Annotated in this window: 19 protein-coding genes and 1 CRISPR repeat array; of the genes, 6 read left to right on the forward strand and 13 right to left on the reverse strand. The window is 40.0% G+C overall.

The window, feature by feature from the left end; translation table 11 throughout:
• Positions 1-87: 87 nt before the first annotated feature.
• A CRISPR array of direct repeats spans positions 88-558; the repeat unit is 38 nt; unit sequence TGTTTCAATCCCGCGAACGGGTTTCATTTATTTGAAAG.
• Between the two features lie 203 nt (positions 559-761).
• From cas2 to ACFFAP_RS23300, 9 genes are all read right to left on the reverse strand, one after another.
• On the reverse strand, positions 762-1055 hold the full coding sequence (gene cas2 / locus ACFFAP_RS23260; RefSeq protein WP_375513445.1) for a CRISPR-associated endonuclease Cas2: 294 nt from the start codon (positions 1053-1055) through the stop codon (positions 762-764).
• Complete coding sequence (gene cas1d, locus ACFFAP_RS23265; protein WP_375513446.1) at positions 1052-2029, reverse strand: type I-D CRISPR-associated endonuclease Cas1d; 978 nt, start codon at positions 2027-2029, stop codon at positions 1052-1054. Before cas1d ends, cas2 begins: the two co-directional genes overlap by 4 nt.
• 3 nt (positions 2030-2032) lie before the next feature.
• On the reverse strand, positions 2033-2617 hold the full coding sequence (gene cas4, locus ACFFAP_RS23270; RefSeq protein WP_375513447.1) for a CRISPR-associated protein Cas4: 585 nt from the start codon (positions 2615-2617) through the stop codon (positions 2033-2035).
• 23 nt (positions 2618-2640) lie between these two features.
• Positions 2641-3519 (reverse strand): CRISPR system precrRNA processing endoribonuclease RAMP protein Cas6, encoded by an 879-nt coding sequence (cas6, locus tag ACFFAP_RS23275; RefSeq protein ID WP_375513448.1) that lies wholly within the window; start codon positions 3517-3519, stop codon positions 2641-2643.
• Positions 3488-4297, reverse strand: a complete 810-nt coding sequence (gene cas5d / locus ACFFAP_RS23280) for a type I-D CRISPR-associated protein Cas5/Csc1 (protein ID WP_375513449.1) — start codon at positions 4295-4297, stop codon at positions 3488-3490. Before cas5d ends, cas6 begins: the two co-directional genes overlap by 32 nt.
• A gap of 72 nt (positions 4298-4369) precedes the next feature.
• Positions 4370-5371: a type I-D CRISPR-associated protein Cas7/Csc2 gene (gene cas7d, locus ACFFAP_RS23285; protein WP_375513450.1), complete on the reverse strand. Its 1002-nt coding sequence runs from the start codon at positions 5369-5371 to the stop codon at positions 4370-4372.
• A 45-nt stretch (positions 5372-5416) separates the two neighbouring features.
• Positions 5417-8338, reverse strand: a complete 2922-nt coding sequence (gene cas10d, locus ACFFAP_RS23290) for a type I-D CRISPR-associated protein Cas10d/Csc3 (protein WP_375513451.1) — start codon at positions 8336-8338, stop codon at positions 5417-5419.
• A gap of 20 nt (positions 8339-8358) precedes the next feature.
• Positions 8359-10053, reverse strand: coding sequence for a type I-D CRISPR-associated helicase Cas3' (gene cas3, locus ACFFAP_RS23295; RefSeq protein WP_375513452.1), 1695 nt, complete (start codon positions 10051-10053; stop codon positions 8359-8361).
• Between the two features lie 89 nt (positions 10054-10142).
• A complete protein-coding gene (locus ACFFAP_RS23300; RefSeq protein WP_375513453.1) occupies positions 10143-10493 on the reverse strand; it encodes a DEAD/DEAH box helicase in 351 nt (116 codons plus the stop codon).
• A gap of 127 nt (positions 10494-10620) precedes the next feature.
• Here ACFFAP_RS23300 and ACFFAP_RS23305 point away from each other — a divergent pair, with 127 nt between their 5' ends.
• The 5 genes from ACFFAP_RS23305 to ACFFAP_RS23325 all read left to right on the forward strand — a co-directional run bounded on the left by ACFFAP_RS23305 (position 10621) and on the right by ACFFAP_RS23325 (position 14595).
• Positions 10621-11646 (forward strand): helix-turn-helix transcriptional regulator, encoded by a 1026-nt coding sequence (locus ACFFAP_RS23305; protein WP_375513454.1) that lies wholly within the window; start codon positions 10621-10623, stop codon positions 11644-11646.
• A 159-nt stretch (positions 11647-11805) separates the two neighbouring features.
• On the forward strand, positions 11806-12045 hold the full coding sequence (locus ACFFAP_RS23310; protein WP_375513455.1) for a hypothetical protein: 240 nt from the start codon (positions 11806-11808) through the stop codon (positions 12043-12045).
• Positions 12033-12155, forward strand: a complete 123-nt coding sequence (locus tag ACFFAP_RS23315) for a hypothetical protein (protein WP_375513456.1) — start codon at positions 12033-12035, stop codon at positions 12153-12155. The genes ACFFAP_RS23310 and ACFFAP_RS23315 overlap by 13 nt, the downstream gene beginning before the upstream one ends.
• A 67-nt stretch (positions 12156-12222) precedes the next feature.
• Complete coding sequence (locus ACFFAP_RS23320; RefSeq protein WP_375513457.1) at positions 12223-13335, forward strand: DNA-processing protein DprA; 1113 nt, start codon at positions 12223-12225, stop codon at positions 13333-13335.
• A gap of 30 nt (positions 13336-13365) precedes the next feature.
• A complete protein-coding gene (locus ACFFAP_RS23325) occupies positions 13366-14595 on the forward strand; it encodes a hypothetical protein (RefSeq protein ID WP_375513458.1) in 1230 nt (409 codons plus the stop codon).
• A gap of 164 nt (positions 14596-14759) precedes the next feature.
• On the opposite strand, the gene ACFFAP_RS23330 is transcribed toward ACFFAP_RS23325, so the two are convergent.
• The 3 genes from ACFFAP_RS23330 to ACFFAP_RS23340 all read right to left on the reverse strand — a co-directional run bounded on the left by ACFFAP_RS23330 (position 14760) and on the right by ACFFAP_RS23340 (position 16738).
• Positions 14760-15212 carry an Hsp20/alpha crystallin family protein gene (locus ACFFAP_RS23330; RefSeq protein ID WP_375513459.1) on the reverse strand — a complete coding sequence of 151 codons (453 nt, stop codon included), beginning with the start codon at positions 15210-15212 and terminating at the stop codon, positions 14760-14762.
• A 242-nt stretch (positions 15213-15454) separates the two neighbouring features.
• The gene (locus tag ACFFAP_RS23335; protein ID WP_375513460.1) at positions 15455-16108 is read right to left on the reverse strand and encodes a hypothetical protein; all 654 of its coding nucleotides are present in this window, start codon (positions 16106-16108) and stop codon (positions 15455-15457) included.
• A gap of 69 nt (positions 16109-16177) precedes the next feature.
• Positions 16178-16738 carry a GIY-YIG nuclease family protein gene (locus tag ACFFAP_RS23340; protein WP_375513461.1) on the reverse strand — a complete coding sequence of 187 codons (561 nt, stop codon included), beginning with the start codon at positions 16736-16738 and terminating at the stop codon, positions 16178-16180.
• A 330-nt stretch (positions 16739-17068) separates the two neighbouring features.
• Between ACFFAP_RS23340 and ACFFAP_RS23345 the strand changes: the two genes are divergently transcribed.
• The gene (locus tag ACFFAP_RS23345) at positions 17069-18007 is read left to right on the forward strand and encodes a GIY-YIG nuclease family protein (protein ID WP_375513462.1); all 939 of its coding nucleotides are present in this window, start codon (positions 17069-17071) and stop codon (positions 18005-18007) included.
• Positions 18008-18043: 36 nt separating this feature from the next.
• On the opposite strand, the gene ACFFAP_RS23350 is transcribed toward ACFFAP_RS23345, so the two are convergent.
• On the reverse strand, positions 18044-18505 hold a 462-nt coding region (locus ACFFAP_RS23350), incomplete at its 5' end, for a pentapeptide repeat-containing protein (protein ID WP_375513463.1).

Here is an 18505-nt window from a genome sequence, read left to right on the forward strand (position 1 = left end):
TATATCTACTATATGATTATATTCGGCTCCCTCTTTTGTTTTTTATTTAATTGTTCAATTCTAATATAAACTTAAAATGCAAAGATATGTTTCAATCCCGCGAACGGGTTTCATTTATTTGAAAGCCGCGAAACACGATATGTGCATGAGGCGCATATTGTTTCAATCCCGCGAACGGGTTTCATTTATTTGAAAGCTGCGATCACTCTTACAACATTCCTCACTATGTTGTGTTTCAATCCCGCGAACGGGTTTCATTTATTTGAAAGTTTAAACTGTCAACCAATGGTTTAACCAATGGTTGTTTCAATCCCGCGAACGGGTTTCATTTATTTGAAAGCAAATTGCTTCAGCCGTCTCCACCTCTGCCGAGTTTCAATCCCGCGAACGGGTTTCATTTATTTGAAAGCCGAGATGCAGCTACTGCTTTACTTCATGCTGATGAGCTGTTTCAATCCCGCGAACGGGTTTCATTTATTTGAAAGGTTACTTGAGCAATTTAATGCGTTTAAAGCTGCAATGTTTCAATCCCGCGAACGGGTTTCATTTATTTGAAAGCCCACGAGTCACAAATGAATCACAGAGCTACTCCCGCCAGGATTTTTGGCAGGTCTACTTCAAAAGTCCGTTTGCGGCATTCGTTGACAGGTTATAGATTGGACTTAAAGCTATGAAACTATTGATTTGTCAAGGTTCTGGCGATTTGGCGGGAGGTGGGGGGTTTTCGCCCGTGCTTTGCCCTGCCAAAAATCTTATTAGTATCATAGTATGATCGTATCTTGCTGTCGAGGTTGCTCGGAACCATAAGTAATAGTCTTACGTACAGATCCAGCATCCAAAACATAAATACGTACTGAATCTTCAGCTGGTTTAATCAAATTCTCAACCTGCATCTTTAGTTTAGCAAACTGGACAGCACTCAAAAAACATTCAAACACACTGTACTGTGTCCAAGTTCCATAGCCAGAGAGCATTTTATGTAGTTTTGTTCGCCGTTTATTCGCATTTTTACTATCTGGCAAATCGTAAATTACAAGGTAAAATAAAGTACTCATCGCAGTGCCAGGGATTTATAGGGAACTCCTTCCTGCAAATGCCGACTTAATAAACGTGCTTGCAATTCGATTGCACGACGATAGCTGCAACGATAGCCAAAAGAAGGATGCTTGAACTCATCGTTCATTTTTCGTTCCCATGCCTGTAAAAATTGTTTACGTCCAGATTCTGAAAGTCGATATGCACCCAAATTATCAGTAAAATCGGTGGGTTTGATTTCTTTATGAGTGATAACCGAAAGTATCAAATTATCTGCGACCAATGGGCGAAATTCTTCCATTAAATCTAAAACCATCGCAGGTTGTCCTCTAGTTGCTTCATGCAAATAACCAATGTAAGGATCTAAACCAGCTATATGTACCGCAGCTGTTACCTGAACCTGCAAAAGTCCATAGGCAAACCCCAATAATGCATTTACTGCATCTGTAGGAGGACGGCGATTTCTTCCGTTAAAAGACCATTGTTCTTCAAGCATCACCGACCAGGCAGCAAAATATTCTCGTGCAGCTAACCCTTCAACACCACGTACTTCATCAAGACTTGTTTTCTCTTTAACTAGCTGTTTGCGAGACTTCAACGGATTATCTTTTTGGTCGTGGCGGTACAAAACAGTATGCTGATTGTGGATTTTACCAGTAACAATTGTTTTGACAATCTCCAAACGATGGGCTTCGTTGCAATAAGCAGCATACTGGGACAGGCGCAACTGACCGTTACGGGAGTATCCAGGAAGCGCCGAACCTAAATATTTACCAAAACAAGAAAGGTAATGTACTGGCATTCCTAGCTCCAAAGCATAGATTAGAGCATCGCCAGTAATCTGCGGATTCCCCATCAGTACAACTTGTTCGACAGTTTGGGCAGGAACCGATTTTTTCTCCCAGCCGCCATCTTCTTGTTTTAACGCTACTTTAAAAGCTTCAGCTGCTTTACTCAGAACAGCATCAGGCTGAGTTACATAAAGAACAGACATGTTTTAGACCTCAAGGCGTAATTTTTTAATTTCTTTTGGTAAGCAAATTTTCTGCAAACTGCAATCTTGACACTTTTTAGGGTGGTCAATCGGTGGTGGCATTGTCCTTCCAACTGCAACCCGTGCTGCTGAAATTGCTTGTTTTGTAGCTTTTCGGAGTGTGGATGTAAAATCTACCCTTTCGCGGCGACGGTTGGCGTAGTAGAAAATTTCTCCATAAGGAATAGAACCTCCTGTGCGTTCTTCGAGACACAAAGCCGCACCGCACAGTTGAAAATGATCGCTCTTGTGGTTCGCCATACGCCCTTTTTTAAACTCCAAAGGGATTAACTGGTTATCTTTTTCTTCCACAGCATCGATAATTCCATTAATCAGAAGGCGATCGCTCCATACCCACTGATGTCGATAAATTACCTTATCACCTTCAACCTTCTTGCCTTCGTCATCAACATTGCGGTGCAAATGGCGACCAATGATAATGTGTTCGTTAACCGCATTTTCCCCAAGTTCATATTCCAGAAAGAAACGGCGGGGGCAATATTCCCAAGCATTTAGATAAGCTAAGGGAAGATAGTATTGTTCGTTCATGGTCTGTTAGAAAATACAAATTTTTAACTACGAACTGATGAAGGGTTATGGGTTTTAGACTTCTTCAGATTGGATGGCTTTTGCGCCATGTTTATTTGCAAAGCGAGTTGTGTCTGTCCCATTCCCATAGCAGTTTTACGCCCTACACCAGCGAAGAAGGCAAAATTTGCCAAAACAGTTGCAATTCGAGCCGTTTCAGGGCTATTAAATCTGTAGCGAACCCAACCCTGCGCCCCAATTTCCGTACCTTCTTCCATTTTGAGTGCATAGGTTTTGAGGTCGTAAGCTGTAACTAAAGCATTCCAATCACAAGTCGGGAGATGATATTGTTCTGGTGCAAAAATATTCCACCGCCGATGCAGCGAGTTAAATACCAATTCGGGTAATGGAAAGGTCTGTACACCTTGATTTTGCTTGAAGCTAGTAGGAGAGAGAAAATGCATTTCAATATCCGTCAAAACTTGCATTGGGTGTGACAGTAATGCATAATCAGCCGCACCTGCTAATTGATGTGTTCCCGGCAGCGCGTACATATTACGCAGTACAAATGGAAAATCAGCCAACACTAAAGATTGGGTTTCTGACTGTTCAAACCCACGCATCAAAGGCTCAACTAAACTTCCATCCAATAAACAAATCCGAAAATAAAAATAATCTCCTACACGCACCCCACCCTGACGGCGGTTTCCCAATAAGCCCGAAATAGCCAATGGTGAATTTTGACTAGCATGGATAGTTTCGGCAACAGATGGGTTTGCAGCAGCGAACCATTTAAGTACTAGTGCGTGCAATCCACGAGATAAAGTAGTTGGTATGTTTTCCACATCCGCAGCTGCAAGTTCGATAACGATTGAATGTAATGTAGAACATTTATGCAGTTGCAACGAGATTTCCTGCTCCATAAAATACTCCTGTTGGGAAATACATTTCTTCTGGTAATTGTTGATATTGTTCTGCGGTTAGTATGGATTTAAAAGCCTGCCAGTCATTTTTTTTAGCTTCATCGCTTTTTTTAGCTACTAAATACTCACCGCGTAACTGTGCTTGGCTTACCAAACTTACAGGAGGCATTACAATTCGGTTATAGAGTAATATCCGAGTATTAATTGGCAAATCTAAAGGATTTAAAGGATGCAAACAGGTGTAATCGCCAGATTTAGATTGCATAAGCTTATCTGGAATTCTTACCGTTTCTACTCTGATTTTTGATGCCCACTTTCCTAAACGTATCCAACGCGGGATTTTGATAGTTTCTGGAGCAATAATATAAGTACGATATTGGCTCCCAACAGCTAATTCTTTAGCTCGACCGTAATTAATTGGGTAATTTTTATCTGCACCTTTATCACCGAACTTTTTTGACTTTCCATAATAGCCAACTTGAGCAGCTTTAAAGGTATTAATTTGATATGACCAATTGATAGGTTGGGCAGGAAATACATAAATACCCACTTGATTTAGATGAAGAAGATTTTGTTCAGCACTTGCATCTAAATATGTCGGTTTTTGTGCTAGCTCCCCTTGCAGCCTATATGGTTGGGGAATATAGTGAATTGCAAAAAGTGCAAAACTTAGGGCCCAATTATGTAAATATTTCTCAGTCTCATAGAGAATTCCCATCTCTCGTGTAGCGAAAAAAACATTATCGTGTAGTGTTAAGGTACAATGATACAAAGCCATAGCAAAATCCTGTGATTACATTGAAAATGTAGGTTAAGGTGGGTTATCCACCCTAACAATCAGAAATAGCAATTAATCCTTTTTACCTTTCTTTTTCAACGCTCCAAAGGATTCTGCATAGGCTTTAGTTTGTCCGTAGAGTGTATTCATAGTTTCTACTAAATGAGCTTCATCTTGATATAGCGTCCCGACTTCATTGAGCAGTTCTTCTAATTCCGAACCAAAAATCAGCTTTGTTTTGCGTACAGGTTCATCATTTAGTAAACTATTCGCCACTGTTTCTACTTGCTGTAAAATGTCGCCAATAGGAGTGTCAACATCGCCCTTCAAGGCATCATAAAGTGCCTGTGTATAATGCAAGTTGCTAAACACTTCACCATCACAGAATGCAATCCCTGCAATATAGTTTTTCATCGTCCCTGTCCGTGATTCCTGTGCGCCATACCGTTTAGTACGTAGCAAATTACCTAGAACGTAAATAAAGCCCTCATGAGTAGGGTCGCGTAGGGTCTCGACTGTGGGAAATGTTACTTCTGGAATAACATGGTCTAATTCATTAATACTGCTACGCATTTCCCCTGCTTCACTCATTGTTCCTCCTTCAAAAGGAGCGTTAAAGGTAAAGCTGCGGTGTGATTGTTCGTAAGCGCTTAGAGAAAAAGCAGAGTCAGAGTATACTTTTGAACGTTCTGACCCACGATCACCGATCGCAAATCCGTAAATGATGCAGTCGGGGCATTTCTTACAGGATTTTTCACCGTTATATTCGCAGTATTTATCTTTATTAGTTTCGTCAGCGCTAGTGAGGTTTAAGCCACGGAGTAGTTCGCGTCCAGCAAGTCGTTCGGGGGTCGTTTGTTTGCGCTTGAACATTACCAAACGGCTAATTTGTTTTTTACTTTCATCCGTCATCCTTAAACCCGCCTGTGTTCGTGCAGTATTGAGAATTCCATCAGTTTGGAATACGGGAAATGATTGACTATGACGCAGTAGGATGAAGTGTATATACTTTCCAGATGCCAAGCGAGGAAATGAAGATTGGAATTGGGGTTTTAGAGTTTTGAGAATACTCATGATTTTGCTCTTGATAATTTAGTAAGGGGAATGAAAAATAGAAATTTAGGATGATTTTGCAGATTTTTCTTGCAAAGCTAACCAACGATAGGCAAACTCTGCACCCGATTTAATTCGGTTGTGATTTTCTTGCAATAAAGCACGATCACCTTTATAAAGGTCAAGAAATAGTTCACGTACACAGGTTGTCATAAATGCATGAATTGCAATTAGTTCACGTTCCTGCCGTATAGTCCTATCTGTTGATTTATCCATTATTAAAGGACGTTTATAAACTTCTTTACGTTCTAATGCATCCTGAAGCTGTCCAGAAGCTTGAAAAATTAAATCATCTATATCTACTTGCTGAGGAACCGACAAAATCATTTCCAAAGCTTTAGAAATTGGTAGTAAAATTGTGTGGCTAGACTCTCCTAAGTTTGCCTGGTAAAATACACGGTACTGTTGAACTAATTTTTCAATTAATTTCATTAGATAAACTCCGTTATTTGTTTCTGAACTATCTTGTTTCACCCAAAGCTGGGCATATCGCCAATAACGTTTAATTTCTTCTTGGCTAGGTATATCTCGTTTATCACGTCGTAATCCTTCTGTCGCTAAAGAAAAAATATTAAGTACATTTGTTGATACCTCACGAACTGTTTTAATCAAATCTCGCCACTTGGCATCTGGTGGAGAACTACGAGTATCTAGATGGAGGCTGTAAGCAAATAGAAGCCGCTGAATTGCATTTTCAAAATCCTGAATCCGCAATGAATTAGGCAATCCGAGTAAATTCCAAAATGATGCAGGTGCATCAAGGATGACAGACTCCCGGAAATCACTATCGCTGTTGTAAAATGGAACAGAACTACTAGTAGCTACTACTTTTACTCCTAGTAATATAGGAAGCGATAAAGCAAGAAAAGCTGGTTGTACCCATGCGTCAGTAAGCGTTTTACCTCTGGTTGTTGTATAGCTCATTGCCATAAAGGGCAAATCTTCTTTATTGTATTTATCATTTTGAAAACGTCCTAATTTTGCTTCATCATTTAACCAAGTAACGGATCGTAAAGCGCTCATATTCATTTCTGCCCCTAACCATTGCTTGCGGACATCCCAGAGATTTATTTGCTTCATATTGTTAACTAATAGTTTGATAGCAGCAGCAGTTTGTGGAGAATAAACATAAGCTGGAAAAATATATAAAAATATCGGTTGTTGTTCTTCTAGCTTTCCTGCTGGTACTGACCAAAAAGCTTGTCGCAGCAACATCTCTAAAGCCCAGATTTTAGAAATGCCACGTTTGATTTGTCTGCCTCCCAAAGAATTTTTATTGCTATACTGCTGTGGTTTAAATAAAACAACTGAATCCATCTGGTCTTCAGATGCAAACTCTCCTGAACTTAATGAGCAAATAGGTTGTTTTACTGCCTTTGTTTTAGCGTCAGTATAAACTGTAAACTCTGCCTCAAAGGAACGATGATTACTTTCCCATCCTTTAACTTTTAAATATTGAATTAAGTAAGTATAGAAAATATCGCGTATAGGGCTAGAATATGACGTTAATAAGTTATTTTCAAACCCCCACTTAGCTACATCTTTCGCCCATATCTCCATGCGTTCTGAGATATCTTCTAGCTTTAAAGTTGCATGAGTAGCAACATAATATGCTGCTGCATGATACCAACCATAATTGACACCCCCTGATTGGAACTGAGTCTCTTCGGGAGATACTTTGTCTTGAATCCCTAAAGTGATGAGCATCCAATTTATATACTCTGGAGAATCACTAAAAAATTCTTTCTGAATCAGAAAAATAAATTCAGCAATTCTATCTGCACGGATATCTGCACCTGTATTGAGAAATTGTTGCTCAGTTTCAGTTAAAGACAATTCCTCTAAACGTTTAGGAGTAGCAGGGTCTTTAATATTTGCTACTTTCACTTCAATTACTCGTGGTAATTTAGGTATTAATTCAAATGGAGGAAATAACTCTAAAGTTTGAGGTGCTACCTTTAATCCCTTGCCATCTCGCTTAAAGCCAATATCTCCACCTAGCATTTTACTTCCCAAAACTCCACTTATTTGTTCCCAAATAAATCTTTGTAATTCATTGATATCTGGAGTTTCACTATTTGTCGGTGTCAGATAAATTACACCTTGAGCAAAGAATAAAATTGGTTCCCAATTCAATCCTTTAGCAAATTTAATTGTGGCATTATGGATACCATTGCTTAGGATACCTACGGTATCTCGCAAACGATGATAAGCCAATTCTTTACTAATATTCAAAAATCGTAGTTGCTCTCTTAGTCTCTGCCCTCCAGTTTGAGTATCAATATCTGCTGGATCACTAAAATGCACTGCAATATCACCAAAAGCAACTAGACGGCGCAGAGGGATTTCTAAACGGCGGCGGTCTTTAATTTTAGGAACGGGCCAGTTTGCAGGGTAAATATTTGTGCCAACTTTGTTCTGGGTATTTTGTGCTAAGTAAGCAATTTCTGGTAAATATTCCTGCCATTGCGACCAAAATAATCCAAAGTTGAGTTTCTCTCCTAACTTGCGGCAGATATTAATAATTTCTTCGACTTCCCAGTTTTTTGGTGTTTCTTCTCCTTGACCATTACAATACTTGTTGTAATCGTGTAACGTTAATCCTAAACACAGTATATATTTTTCAATATCTGATAGAGGCTGATGTAAGTGTTTGCTGATATTCCAAGCCGTTAATAAGCCATTTAAAACGTGAACAAATAAATTTTGATCTGCACGGCTTGACCACTTTTGTGCTTTTTCTTGAGCATAACTGTCACTACGCTGAGATAACGTTTGATAGTGGGCTATGTAAGAACCGCCTAAAGCTGAAATTAAAGAGAACTCTTGTTCTAAATATGGTAGTAACTTATCAATATATAAATACAGAATAGGATCTGTATCTACTGGAAGAGTTTCGATTAGTAGTGTTTGGAGAAGGGTAGACATAATTATTCAATAATTAAAAATCAAAAGATGGAAGATTCAAATTGCGTACTAGTAAATTTTCTCAAATGCCACTTGAAAGCTTCTAAAAGTAAAGCATCCTGATTAAATGCACAGGCATAAGCTTGTTCACCAGCATCAATTAACCGATACAAACCAAATAAAGGGTTGAGGTTAAGAGTACTGCTTACTTCCCAATGGCTACTTAGCTTATTTTTATTCACTGGTATTAAAAAACTCAGTATCTTCTTTTGCTGTAAGCAAGTAATTACATGCGATTGAGGATGTCCAATTAAGCTTAATTTATCTACTAAGCAAAGCTCCCCAATAGATAATTCATGGCTCTGGCGATTGCATTGTAAGCTAATATTATTAATTCGCTCATCAACCCATTTCTCAATCCGAAGGTAAACACTAATAAAATCCTTTGGGAATTCTTCTTCGTCTCGTCCTAACTTCTTAGCTGCATTTAAGAACGCTTCGCGGTCAAGAATGTCCACTCGCGCATAAGGTAGTAATCGCAGTAAGTCATAAGTGTAAAAATTATTGCTATCCCAAACTGCTGCTTGCAGTGTTGAACCTCCTCTAAAACGTAAAAGTTCTTTTTGGATGGCTTTTTCAACATCTGTTTTCTGTTTTTTATACCAGTAACCTCGTACTGATTCGATACTTTGGGGATATACACGCTGTAAATCTTCGCTCATGCGTTCGCGTACTAATTGACTCACTTTCGCATTCTCCTGAGTCATTCGCCAAAACATTCCCTGTGCTTGCAATGCACCCCAACGCTGACGATATTTTTCAAATTCCTTAGGTGGGTTAAATGCATCAGCGATCGCCGAAACCAAAATATCTCGCGTTACTGTTTGATTGGGCGTAAGGTTTTTTTTCAAGCTTCCCATAACCCAAGGAGTATGACCTGGGATCAAAATAAATGCTGTGTAGGTATTAAAACCAGGATGTCTGCCTAAACGTCCCAAACGCTGCGTTACTGTAGCAGAGTCACTACTTTCAAAAATCAACAGGTGAATCTTAAAATCAACACCAACATCAACAGCAGACGTACCTACAACCAGAACTGGTTGTTCGGCATTTTTCAAGTCGCTTTGCACCTCCAATCTTTGTTGGCGATCAATACGTCCGCTAATTTCTTGAACTTTAACCCCTGGTAATAAAGCTTGCAGTAAACGAGTCACCTGACCAGCTTTCGCTACCGAATTGACAATAATCAATCCTCTCGCTTTTGACTCCGCATTCAGAATTTTCTGAATGCTGGGAATCATTTCCCTTAACCATGTCTGCGTGTCCGCATCTTTTGCTAATTCCACAAACTCTAGTTCCACAGCTTGCAGAATCTGTCGGAAACCAGGAGTTCCCTCATTTGCATACACTCCCTCAACTGGAACAACTTTAAAATCTGCATTGCGTAACTGTTCAATAAAATCGGGTTTGGGCGTTGCTGAAGTAAACAAAAACCGTCTGGGACGAGATTGATTTTCCTGACTGCGACGGATAAAAGCCAAACTATTTAAAGCAGCAGTTTCTTGATGGCTACCAAAAATATGAAATTCATCAAACACCCACAAATCTGGCCATTCTGCCAATACCAACGGTAGCAAATCGCTACCATAAGCTGGGTTGTGGTACTGATAGTGAGTAATGTAATGGAAAATATCGGGGTTGGTCAGCAGAACTGGCTTTTGTTGAATTGCTAGCAACAGTTCTTGAAACTTGTTACTTTTATCTGCTTGTTTAACCCGTCTGCTTAATTCCGCACCATATAAACGGTCTACTCGTTGAGAAGCATCTAAACCAAACAGTGTGTTATTTTTTTTTGTTGTTCAGCTTGGTCTTCTACTAGCTCAATTGTGGGATACAAGGCCATAGTACGAAAATCAGGATTGATCAGTCCTGGCAAATTTGCAGCTAGTGACTTACCATCACCGGTAGCAGATTGATTGCAGATAATATCTGCATCTCCATGTATAATTTCTCCATAAGTTTTTGCTTGATGCGATGATAAAGGACAAGCACACCCTGAAGGTGCTTGGAGATTGGGAGCTTTTTGAGTGACAATACATTCAGAGGTACACCCAATGGGACAGTTCTCAACTCCTGGGTTGAGTTGAGAGTAAAGAGGTTGTAAAAAAAGCTTCACTTTACTTACCCTGTGTCAGTTAAACACAGTGTAGTACCAGTTTTATAAAACTTGTAATCATTTTTTGACTATAATCAAAATTCCGGTCATACTACTGCTGTAAGCAATTAGAAAATATCTTCAAGCTATGCCGTCCAAAGTGGATACAAGCTATAACCAAATAGCCTTTACTCTAGAAATCCTCAGACTTCTGGCTGAAAAACCACGGCGACGCGAAGAATTAGCAGATTTACTCTCAATCTTTCTAGAACGGCATGGTAAATCTGCCGACAATATTGATGTCAAGCAAAAACTCACTCGCACGATTCGCAGACTTAGAGAGTGCGGTATCGAAATTAAAAGCAGTACTCACAGCCCCTACAAGCTAGTCGAGTCCAATTTCCCTGTTCTTCTCTCAACCGAACAGCGAGAAGCTCTTGCAGTAGCCGCGTATTTCCTTGCTGATATGGGTTTTTCTGCACAGGCAAGCCAAATTCAACGGATTGGAAACCTAACGGAATTAGACATTCCATCATTTGTTAAAGTCGATTTTAGTCCTCCCGTTGATTATAGCGATCGCAATTTAGATGTGATCGTCCGCCAACTCCAAGAACGCTTTGTGCAACAATGCCGTTATACTATCCGCTATCAGAGCAAACCAGGAGCAGAAGGACAAATTAAGGATATTGATCGTTCAGAACTGCGATTGCATGATGGTCTTCTCTACCTATTCGCTTTTACCCCCGACTGGCGTTCTTGGCGGTTTGACTATTGGCATAACATCGACCAAAACCATATCTTCCGACTCGATAGAATTCTCAGTGTGGGTGCTGCATCCGATACTCCTTGGGTATCCTGCGACTTTCCCAGATTGAAAGTATGCTATCGCACGAGCGGGCAATTGGCTAACTATAAGCCTCGACGTAAAGATGAAGTAGTTATCTACAGCGACCCAGAAGGAAAATTTCGTGAGATTGAAGCGACTATAGATTACTGGTTTTGGTTTCGGCAACGCATTTTAAAATATGGGGCAAATGTTAAAATTATTAGCCCCCAAACATTGGCTGATGAAATAAAGAAAGAGTACAAGAAGATATGGGAACAATATTCCCTAGAAGAAAACAGTGAAAAATTAACTGATTCCAGAACAGATTCAAAAAGCTTGCGGAATTGAAACTGTTAGGCGAAAAAGCATACGGCTTCATGAATCCACTTTCATATTAATGATTTCCGCTTGCGGAATTGAAACGATACAGGAGGAAGTTTGTGGACTGGGAACTGGTTGACTTTCATATTAATGATTTCCGCTTGCGGAATTGAAACAATGAAATAGATGACGCGATCGCCCCCCACCCCCACTATGACTGAAACCCACAACCTCGGCATGACCGATACTGAGTATGCCCAGCTACTAGCCCAAGGCTACGACCCCAACCTAGAACACCAGTTGATAGAGCTTGGCGAGAGCTTAGACCAAGCCCGAAAGCTAGCGCGAGTAGTGGGGCTGACCAAAGACAAAGCACCGGAGACTGAGGAGGAGTGGGAAGAGTTCATGGCAGTTTGGGGGAATTAGTTCTGGGGGAAAGTGGGCGTTGGGGCGATCGCCTCTCAGTTTTGGGGGAAAGGAGCGATCGCATAGCAAATCTTAACCGCACTTATAGAAAAAATAGTGCGACGATTTAGGGTAAGCGCTAAAATATCTAGGCTTAAGCTTGGCAGTTTAAAGGTTGACTATTCTGATTATTCTTTTATGACAAACGGCAATGGCAAAATAGACTTTTGGATAAGTGAGACAGTATCTCTACTTACTTTGTCATTGCTGCATAGCGTAGGATATAGGACTATCAGAAACATTGCGCTAGCAGATTTAGGATTTAAACAAGTACTTCAAGCCGAATCAAGTACTGAATTCATTACTTATCTCGTGCAGGCTAAGTGTAAAAATATCAATCAGATTACCAGCCAGATAGGTGAAGACTGGGTAAAATTTCGAGAAGAAACATGGAGCAAAGCTGTCAAACTCTATCGCCAACTTGAAGCTGAAAGAATACAAGTTATTCACTTTGGGCAAGATAACTTTCCTCAGTCTCTGCGTGAAATATCTGACCCTCCAAAATGGCTGTTTGTTCAAGGTGATATTTCTATCTTGCATCAACCAGCTTTAGCTATTGTAGGTACAAGAAAGCCTTCGGAAGATGGGTTATTTCTTGCTAATTACGTTGGAGCCTGTCTTCAGTACTTTAATGCGGTTACAGTTAGCGGATTAGCACTAGGTATTGACCAAATAATTCACAAAAAATCTATCAGAGCAAAAGTTCCTACAATTGCATTTATTGGAACTGGTATACTTCAAAACTATCCTGCTGGTTCTGAAAAATTGCGCCAGGAAATTTGCGAGAATGGCGGTGCAATAGTCTCAGAGTATTTACCAAACCAAAGCTATAGTGCTGAAAACTTTGTGCATCGTAATCGGTTGCAAGCGGGCTTGAGTGACGTTATTATACCAGTGGAGTGGAAAGAAAAAGGCGGAACATCACACACTGTTAAATTTGCACACAAAGCTCAAAAGCGAATAGTGTGCCTGAAATTACCTGATTGGTCTGATTCTCACAGTGAATTGTTGCTTGCTCAAAAGTTAGGTGCGGATATTTTTACCATTCCAGGTGAAGAACCAAAATTTATAACTGCTCTCAATGAATCTTTAACTAAAAAGAATTGTTTTGCAGGTCACTCACAAGAAGCGGAAGAAGAATTACAGAGTAGTATAAATGGTCAGCAAGCTAAGAATGAAACTTCAGAGTTTAAGAATAAACAACCCTTTGATAATCACCCTCAGCAATTATCCCTCTTTGATTTCAATTAACAACTAAACTCAATAAATATGGTTCAGATATTGAAAGGAATTATTTTAGGAATTGACAATATTTTGGCAACTGGCAAAGAAGATGATGCACAAATTGACTCATGGATTTTGAATGAAACGGGTCGCCTAATTAATTTCCTACAGAAAAATGGTATTCAACCAATTGTGTTAGCCAATCGTGATTGGTTTCTCAATGGTCAAAGACTAAAAGATTTCTTCACCAATAAATGGGGAGATTTTCAGTGGTTTATTGCAAATATTGATGGTACGCCTCATAAACCTTCAAAAGATTCTATTAACCATGTTTTAAGTGTCATGGGGTGGAATAAGAATGAAACTGTTTATTTGGGTAATACAGATGCTGATATGAAGACCGCAGTTAATGGTGGTCTTCTATTTTTAAATGCTACTTGGTATGAACAAACCAATTATTACGGGTTTGAATTTACATCACCTCTTGATGTAGCTAGGTTTGTTGACATATTTTGCTTGCGAGAAAACTTGTGGCATTACTGTATTAACCATCAGGGACTAGAATTTTATTCACTTGGTACTTACGGCTTTTTAGAACAAAAGTATGCTGTCTACTCTCAAGATGCAAAAGAAGCTGCTAAGAACGGTAGGGGGCATCCTGACTTTTGGATTAAATATTTACTGTCTACTGTCTACTTTTCTGGGATGCACGAGCGGATTGACTACATTGCTCCCTATCCAGGTCATCAACAAGGTGGGGCGCTAAGTGTTATGGAAGAAGCTACAATCGCTTTTGCTAAGTGTTTTAGAAAAAAATATTTAAAAGATTTAATTATTAGACATACTACTTCAATAAAATCTTCTTCAGCTAGGAACTCTGGTAAATCCCTAGATCATTTGAATCAATTGAATACAATTATGCTCAATGATTGTCCATCTTATGGTAATGATAAAACTTATAAAAAATCTCCTCTAAAATCAGGTAAAGCAGTTTTAGTTTTAGATGATATATGCACAGAAGGATACTCTTTTGAAGCTGCTAGAGCTTACATAAAACAAACAGGAGCAGAAGTAATTTGTTTATCACTTTTAAAAACAATAGTTAAAGATTATAGACAAATAGTTTCCGTGAGTAGCTTTAATCCTTTTGAACCCAACCAATTTACATCAATTAGCGAGATTTTTCGACATCCGTATAATAATTACATTTCAAGTCCTCTAAGTCACGAAGAGATAGGCTCTAAGCTGCAAGCCTATGACAATTGGCAGTGGCCTAATAGTATTTGAGAGATTGCGATCACCCCAATTCTTAGAGGAAAACTCAAAAGCGATCGCCCCCACCCAATTCAAGCGAGGAAACAGAAGCGATACAAAAAAGCCCAGTCATCTCATAACTGGGCTTTTTGCATCTCAATCAATTATTGTCGGTAGAGTAGTTGCATCACAACTAATTAAGCAGTAGGTTGTTCTAGATTAACCTTGACAACTTTGTTCTTTTCTTGCTCGGATTTGGGCAGTGTCAAATTCAAGATACCGTTTTTATAATCTGCGATGACATTGGTATTTTGAACCCTAGCAGATAGAGGAATTACACGCTGGAACTTTCCGTAGTAAAATTCACTCTTGGTAGTGCCATTGTTTTCGGTTTTAGTTTCAGACTTGCGCTCACCACTAATGCTAACAGCATCTTCAGTGACTTGAATATCTAAGTCTTTAGCGTCTAGTCCTGGCAGTTCTAGCTTCAAATGCAGAGCATCATCAGTTTCTTGTAGTTCAGCAGCCGGAACTCTGATAAAGCCTTTTTCAACCCGTGCAGATGGTACTCTGGTATCTCCAAGTAAGCCGTTGATGTGACGTTCTAAAGCGTTCAATTCTTGCCAGGGGTTGTAACGACGAACTAGCATATTAATTTATCCTTTGTACCAATAGTAGTTTTTTGCTCAATTAACTGAGGATTTAATTCCTTGCTTTGATTACTATACTATTGAGAATTAGAAAGCTTGTAAATTCGGTTTTTTCACCTAATAAGTGATGATTACCGCAAGAATTATTAGGTGAATTACAAGGTGTAGAAAACTGCAAAATTATTAGTTCGGTAAACCCTAGAAATGCTGAATTGAATTTGACTAGACATCACGTTTTTATGTCAGCCCGAAGTGTGCGTATTTCGTTGTCGGCGCAGCCAAAAAGCCGCCCCCATCATGCCTATAAGAGCCGACGCAGTGGTAGTGCTTGGCTCTGGAATGTTTTTTGAAAATACCTGAATGGTTCCACTGACTTTTGATTTGCCTGTTGTAGGAATATTTGGGTCTAGACTGATTTGATAAACCTCAGAAAGTGTCAGTGTGCCGACAGCGCCTTTAAATAAACCTTCACCACTAGTAATAGTAAAAATATTCGTGGCAGTGCCTTTTGAGGAGAGAAAGTCAATTACTCCAGTAGCGTTATTTGTGCCAAACAATTTATTACTGTCGTTACCAAACAACACTACCTCGCCTACTGGCAAACCCTCTAAGCCAAATGTTGCAGCATCTGTGTTAAATCGCAACTCTCCAGTAGCAAAGTTAACTTGGCTATATGTTAAACCGCTAACTTTCGTTAAATCATAGGGAGCATCAATACTTTGCCCTGAAATAGTTGTTACTGAAACGTCTGGCGTGATGGGTTTAGACGTGGAGGATACGTCATAAGTGGCATTGAATTTGTAAAGCTGTTGTGCAGTCGTACTTTTGACATCTAACCCAAAACCAATTAAAGCCAAGGCCACTGTCACAAGCCATGTAGTGTATGAGCGATGCATAAAAATTTAGGTATTTAGCAGTTAAAAGACTGACTATAAGAATACAGTAATATTTAGGTTCTCTTTAACCTACCCAAACGGTTGCCCCCATCTCTCCCAGTTCTCTTTATTGAATGGACTGCGCCACTTCAAAATTAAACTCAATTCCAACTCCTGCCGTGTGCGTCGGTCAGTGGGTGCATCCCACCAAAACGCCGCATTGACCGCAGTCTTCATTCCATAGCGATAATGTAAATCTTGGTAGCTGGCAATGTAATCTTTGCAGGCATGTATGCCCTTCCACCGCTTGTTAGAGCGGCAGGTTTCCCCCACATACAGCACAACAGAAGCAGCCGAGTCAATGATGAAATAGAGGCACGCATCGCCGGGGCAAGAAGCTGGCATCCTCCAAAAAGATATTGGCACAAGCCGCAGCAAGAGCGGATCAATTTGATCTGGGTCGCAGTGCTTTGGTGCAATGTCGAATAATGTCGCCTGCTGCACTGGCTTGGTTTTCCTCACCCGTTGCTGATAGTCTAAAATTTGCGCTTTCCACTTCAGCAGGGCATCAGCACTCATCACCAATGTATGTGCTCTACGTGCTGGTGTGGGTTTCACTTCTGGAAATAGGTTTAGTTGATTAGGTTCCAAGGGTATTACGGGAGCGTGCCGATTAGCTGATTATCTCCCAGAACTGGAAACCAAGAAACTTGTTAACGGGCTTAGGAAAGCGTAGTTTACCGCCGCAGGCATCGCCAACGCCTTCACTTTCCTTTTTTTCCTCTAAGAAATTTTCGGGTATCCATTCACACAAACTATACTTATGTTCAAGAGATAAGAAGAGACGAGCAAGCGATGTCTACGCTTGACTCCATTGCACTTACATTCTTCAAATCAACATTACCCTAATCCAGAAGATAGATACATTTTTGAAAAGTTGAAGCACACTTGTAGGAGCAACTTTAACTTGTTCCAAATGGTATGGCAATGTGGCTAAAATATGGTGTAAATGAAGATGGTATCTTGATATGTATTGAAGATATCAACAGGGGGAAGACTTTACTTAAGTGTCCTTACTGTAATGGTGAGTTAACTGCCAAGAAAGGCAAGGTTAAAGAGCATCATTTTGCTCATAATGACCAAACTTGTCGCCCCATAGCTAACCGAGAATTCCCGACTCTGCCACTGTATGATAATTTCAATGTTCAGTTATCCGGCAAGGATTTAGCACAGTTAAAATTACTCTGGAAGGAATACGGAGTCAAAAATTACCCTATTAGTTCCTACTTAGTTACTCCTGGGTTAATAAAAGCAGGGATGTTGAGAAAAAACGTATACTTAACCCCGCCAGAATATGAATTTACTGATTTGGGTAAAATTCCTGTAGGAGCGCTGGAGTTAACACTATTCAACGATGTGCAGTCGCCGCTATTGCTTAAAAAGCTGTTGAAGGTGGAGCTAGCTTTTAACCATGCCAAGTACAAAAATGCCCCAGATTTAGCATATCGATTTACTGATTTGAAGCTGTATCGCGCTCAACTTAAACGTATTCTATCCTCTAGCCTATATTTTTTAGAGATTGAAACTAATATTGGAATTATCTACAAGATAGGAGTAACCCAAAGACCTGTTATCAAGCGAGTAGCAGAAGTAAAAATTGATTTACTTGCTCATTATTCGAGTGTTGCTGTTAAAGTATTAGGAACTTGGGAGCATAGGGGGAATATTGAACTGTATTTTAAACACCGCTATCGGGACTTTAATTATCCCATCGGGAGTTTAACAGAGTACTATAAGTTTAATACTGAGGATGTCAAAATCGTGCTGTGCAACCTGCAACAAATGCAACCTAAAATACTATCTCTTGATGAAATAGATATTCTTGAGGAGAATACTAGCTTGATTCAAGTTGCTGTGTAGCGTTTTGGTATGAACTACTGCGATCGCTCTTTTCTTCTAAAAAACTGGAATCAGAGGGCGATCGCCAAAAATTGCCCCTCGCCGCTCCAGGTCATGCATCATATTCTCTGTAATACCTAGACTTCCTCCAAATAAAGCGTTTGCAACAATAGCATCGCTAAGGTTGGCATGGCTCAGGTTAGCTCTGCTCAGGTTAGCTCTGCTCAGGTTAGCTCTGCTCAGGTTAGCTCTGCTCAGGTTGGCACCCCTCAGGTCGGCACCTCTCAAGTCTCGGCCGTTAGCTCCGTGATTAACAATCTCCCAGACTAAACGCCATTTAGCATCAATCTGTGTCTCCCCATTAATAATTACATATCTCAGGTTGACACCCCTCAGGTCGGCACCCCTCAGGTCGGCACCTCTCAAGTCGGCACCTCTCAAGTCGGCACCGCTCAAGTCGGCAACGCTCAAGTCGGCACCGCTAAAATATCCACCAATAAAAAGAGCAAAAATAAAATA

The sequence above is a fragment of the uncultured Nostoc sp. genome (genome assembly GCF_964245575.1).
GTDB lineage: Bacteria > Cyanobacteriota > Cyanobacteriia > Cyanobacteriales > Nostocaceae > Nostoc.

Excerpts from the sequence above, each read along its gene's own strand:
- ACFFAP_RS23320 (WP_375513457.1), top strand. The coding sequence starts at position 12,223 with ATGACAAACGGCAATGGCAAAATAGACTTTTGGATAAGTGAGACAGTA.
- ACFFAP_RS23335 (WP_375513460.1), bottom strand. The coding sequence starts at position 16,108 with ATGCATCGCTCATACACTACATGGCTTGTGACAGTGGCCTTGGCTTTA.
- ACFFAP_RS23305 (WP_375513454.1), top strand. The coding sequence starts at position 10,621 with ATGCCGTCCAAAGTGGATACAAGCTATAACCAAATAGCCTTTACTCTA.
- ACFFAP_RS23330 (WP_375513459.1), bottom strand. The coding sequence starts at position 15,212 with ATGCTAGTTCGTCGTTACAACCCCTGGCAAGAATTGAACGCTTTAGAA.
- cas5d (WP_375513449.1), bottom strand. The coding sequence starts at position 4,297 with ATGGCTTTGTATCATTGTACCTTAACACTACACGATAATGTTTTTTTC.
- cas7d (WP_375513450.1), bottom strand. The coding sequence starts at position 5,371 with ATGAGTATTCTCAAAACTCTAAAACCCCAATTCCAATCTTCATTTCCT.
- cas6 (WP_375513448.1), bottom strand. The coding sequence starts at position 3,519 with ATGGAGCAGGAAATCTCGTTGCAACTGCATAAATGTTCTACATTACAT.
- cas2 (WP_375513445.1), bottom strand. The coding sequence starts at position 1,055 with ATGAGTACTTTATTTTACCTTGTAATTTACGATTTGCCAGATAGTAAA.
- cas1d (WP_375513446.1), bottom strand. The coding sequence starts at position 2,029 with ATGTCTGTTCTTTATGTAACTCAGCCTGATGCTGTTCTGAGTAAAGCA.
- cas10d (WP_375513451.1), bottom strand. The coding sequence starts at position 8,338 with ATGTCTACCCTTCTCCAAACACTACTAATCGAAACTCTTCCAGTAGAT.
- ACFFAP_RS23310 (WP_375513455.1), top strand. The coding sequence starts at position 11,806 with ATGACGCGATCGCCCCCCACCCCCACTATGACTGAAACCCACAACCTC.
- ACFFAP_RS23345 (WP_375513462.1), top strand. The coding sequence starts at position 17,069 with ATGGCAATGTGGCTAAAATATGGTGTAAATGAAGATGGTATCTTGATA.
- cas4 (WP_375513447.1), bottom strand. The coding sequence starts at position 2,617 with ATGAACGAACAATACTATCTTCCCTTAGCTTATCTAAATGCTTGGGAA.